The organism is Roseiarcus sp. (assembly GCF_052145395.1).
Classification (GTDB): Bacteria; Pseudomonadota; Alphaproteobacteria; order Rhizobiales; family Beijerinckiaceae; genus Roseiarcus.
In genome coordinates, this window is sequence record NZ_JBKQOT010000634.1 from 1 (window position 1) to 3,364 (window position 3,364).

Annotated in this window: 2 protein-coding genes; both read right to left on the reverse strand. The window is 61.9% G+C overall.

Features of this window, described 5'->3' with window-relative positions:
* Positions 1 to 41 precede the first annotated feature (41 nt).
* Positions 42 to 2,153 (reverse strand): ABC transporter permease, encoded by a 2,112-nt coding sequence (locus ACLP25_RS21965; RefSeq protein WP_442471270.1) that lies wholly within the window; start codon positions 2,151 to 2,153, stop codon positions 42 to 44.
* Positions 2,154 to 2,229: 76 nt separating this feature from the next.
* Positions 2,230 to 3,255: a sugar ABC transporter substrate-binding protein gene (locus ACLP25_RS21970; protein WP_442471271.1), complete on the reverse strand. Its 1,026-nt coding sequence runs from the start codon at positions 3,253 to 3,255 to the stop codon at positions 2,230 to 2,232.
* Between the last annotated feature and the right edge of the window lie 109 nt (positions 3,256 to 3,364).

Sequence of the window (3,364 nt, forward strand, 5' to 3'; positions counted from 1 at the left end):
AACAGGATGCGGTCGACGACGTCGCCGATGAAGGACATGGCTCAGGCCGCTCCCCAATAAGACTTGTGGGCTTCCCACGCCGGGTCGGCGTTCGCCAGCTTGATCCGGCCGATACGGTTGTTCTCAAGGCCGCCGATGAAGAGATAGCCTTTGTGCTCGCGCACCGAGGTTATCGTCGGGTGGGAGAGACCGCCTGGGTCCCAAAGCGACTCCGACACGATGCCATTGTCGTCGAACTTGATCACGCAGCCGTAGTTGATGCCGGGACACAGCCATTCGTCGGGCGGGATCTGCTTGACCATGCGTATCCGGAAACTTGGATTTGCCATAGCGAGGTCGTAGACCGGAGATCGCAGGCCGCAGAAGGCGAGCCAGTACTTGCCATCGGAGGAGCGGTTGATGTTGTCGCAATAGCCGGGAAGGTTATCGATCAGCAACTCGTTAGTCCCGGCCTTCTCGCCGGCGATCCAATAGCGATAGACCCGGCATAGCCAGGTGCTTGCCCACAGCACCGACTTGCCGTCATGGGCGATGCAGACGCCGTTCGGGAACGTGAGGTTCTTGAGGACCGTCTTCGTCACGCCGCTCTTGGGATCGTGGCAGATCAGGCGGCCGTTGCCCCTGCCCTCGAAACCGTCGAGCGCCCAGTCCGCGAGCTCGTAGCGCGTCGTCGCCTCGCTGAAATAGATCTTGCCGTCGGGGGCGACGTCGAGATCGTCGGCGAGATAGAGCCGCGAATCGTCCTTGAGCCGCGTGCGCGTGCGCGACGTACGGTCCGTCACCTTGAAAATCGTGCGATCCGGCTTCACGCCGTAAACGCCCATGCCGGCGATACAGACGAGCAGGTTCTGGTCGCGATCGAAGGCGAGCCCGAGGGGGCGGCCGCCGATGCGCGCAAACTCTTCGCGGACGCAATAGTCGGGGGCGAGAAAGCGGATGATCGAGCCGTTGCGGTTGACGGTGTAGAGATTGTCCCGGCGGTCCAGGATGATGTCCTCGGGTCCCTCGATCTGGTTGAGCGCGATCGGCTGGGCGTTCTTCAGCCGATCGTTCTCGGCAAAGACAGTGCCCCCGTCGCGAGCGATCGAAGGCGGCGGCCGGAAATCCACCCAGCTCGGCACGACATAGACTTTCTGAAGCACCTTGCCCTTGTTCTTTACCCACTTGACGTTGAAGCCGACGGCGACAAGCAGAATGATCCCGATAATCGCCGTCGTCAGATTGCCGGAGAAGCCGGTTTGGACCAGGCCGCTTATCAGCATGAAAATAATTGCGGCGCCCATCATCGCGCGGGCGATTGTGCCGCGTCCCCCGGCGAGACTGATTCCGCCGAGCACCACGGCGGCGAGCGCGTTGATCTCCCAGCCGACGCCCGTGTCGGTGCCCGAACTGTTCTGGCGGGCCGCGTAAAAGATCCCGGCGAGCGCGGTTATCGCGCCCGAGATCACATAGGCGGAGAACAGCGCACGCTTCACGTTGACGCCGGCGTGACGGGCGGCCTTCCGACTGGAGCCGACGGCCATGATGTGCACACCCGGACGCACGCGGGTCAGATAGAAGTGCGTCGCGACTGCGACCACGATAAGGACGGCCATGTTGGTCGGAATGCCGAAAACAAATCCCGACCCCATGAAATCCCAGACCGAAGAATCGCTGTTGATGCTGGCGAGTTCTTCCGTGAATGCGGCGGTCGCCTTGTTATAGGCGCCGCGCAAGATGATGAGAACCACGAGGGTCGTAAGGAAAGGGCGTGTCTTGCCGTAGGCGATCATCCCGCCGTTGATCGCCCCCATCAACGCGCCGAAAACAATCACGGCGAAGATCATCACCGGCAGCGGCAGACCGACGATGAGATAGAAATAGACGGCCAGAAAGTTGGACATTGCGAAGACGGAGCCGACCGAGAGGTCGATGCCGCCGGACAGCACCGAAAACGCCATGGCGATCGCCACCATGCCCTGCTCGGCGAAGCTCCGCATCAACTGCTGAAGGTTCCCCAGCGACGTGTAGTGGGGGATCATCAGAGCGGAGACGAGCAAGACCGCGATCGTCAGAGTGAACGGGATGATCGGCTCCATCCACCGCTTCTCGAGCAACTCGCCGAGGAACAGCTGCGGTGAATTCCGGTGCCAAAAACGCTGAAGGCTCTTCATCTAGGAATGTCCGAGTCCTTCGTGACGCGCAAGCGCTAGCGCGCCCGCGAGGCGACTCGCGGGCGGTATTGGCGGATTACTTCGCGTCCTTCGGGACCGTGAAGCAATACGCGCGGTCGTCCTTGCTGTTTACCCAGGCCGGCACCGTATAGAAGGCAAGACGCTTCGTGCCCGGCTTGTCGCCGCTCTGCAACAAACCAATCACGGCGTCGGCGATCGCCTCGCCCTGCGTATCGGCTCGGTACGACAAGTTGCGGTAGAAGGCGCCTTGCTCCAGCAAGTCGCAGTCGGCCGGCTGGCCATCGCTCGCGACATAGATCTTGGTCTTGTCGCTCTTGCCGGCGGCCTTGATCACTTGCGCGGCGCCGGCGGCCTGCGGGCCCCAAACGCTGAGAATTCCGCAGAGATCGGGATGCTGTTGCAGCACGGTCGCCGTGACTTCGCCGGCCTTGTTCGCATCCCAGCTCGTCGGCTGCGACGAAACGACCTTGATTGACGGATCGGTCTTGAAGACCTCCATAGCGCCGATTTTCATGTCGAGCGAATAGGCGGCCGTAGCCTCGCCCTCAAGGATCGAAATCTCGCCCGAGCCCTTGCCGCCGCCGCAATCGCCGATGATGTTCTTCGCGAGGCGCCGACCCATGTCCTTCGCGTCGACGCCGACATAGGCGTCGGTCAGCGTGTTGGACGCCATGTTGACCTGCACGACATAGATTCCGGCGTCCATCGCACGCTTCAGCTCCTTCGCAAGCAGCGTCACGTTGGGGTTCTGCACGACGAGCACATCGGGACGTTCGTTGATGAGCTCGCTGACGGCCTGAAGCTGAACGTCGGACTTGAAGTTGGCGTCACGCACTTCCAGCTTCATGCCGTAATCGTCGAAATGCGCCTTCATGACTCGGGTCCATTCGGACTCGAGCACGCCGAGCCAAACCGGGACCCAAGCGACCGTCTTGCCCTTCAGGTCCTTGTCGAACTGCGCGCGCAGCTCCTCGCGCGCTTCCGCCGCCTTCGCGGGCGTCGCTGCGATGGCGGAAAGCGCCAACACTGACGCTGCGATTCCGCTCCACAATAGCTTCCTCATTCCCGAAGTCTTACTCATCGCTTCCTCCTGATTTTGCCTGTCCGGCAATTCCGCGGTCGGTCGGTTCGCGCGGCGGCGTCAGTCGCCTTGCTTGGACGTTTCCTCGTCCCGCGGATTCAGATAGGAA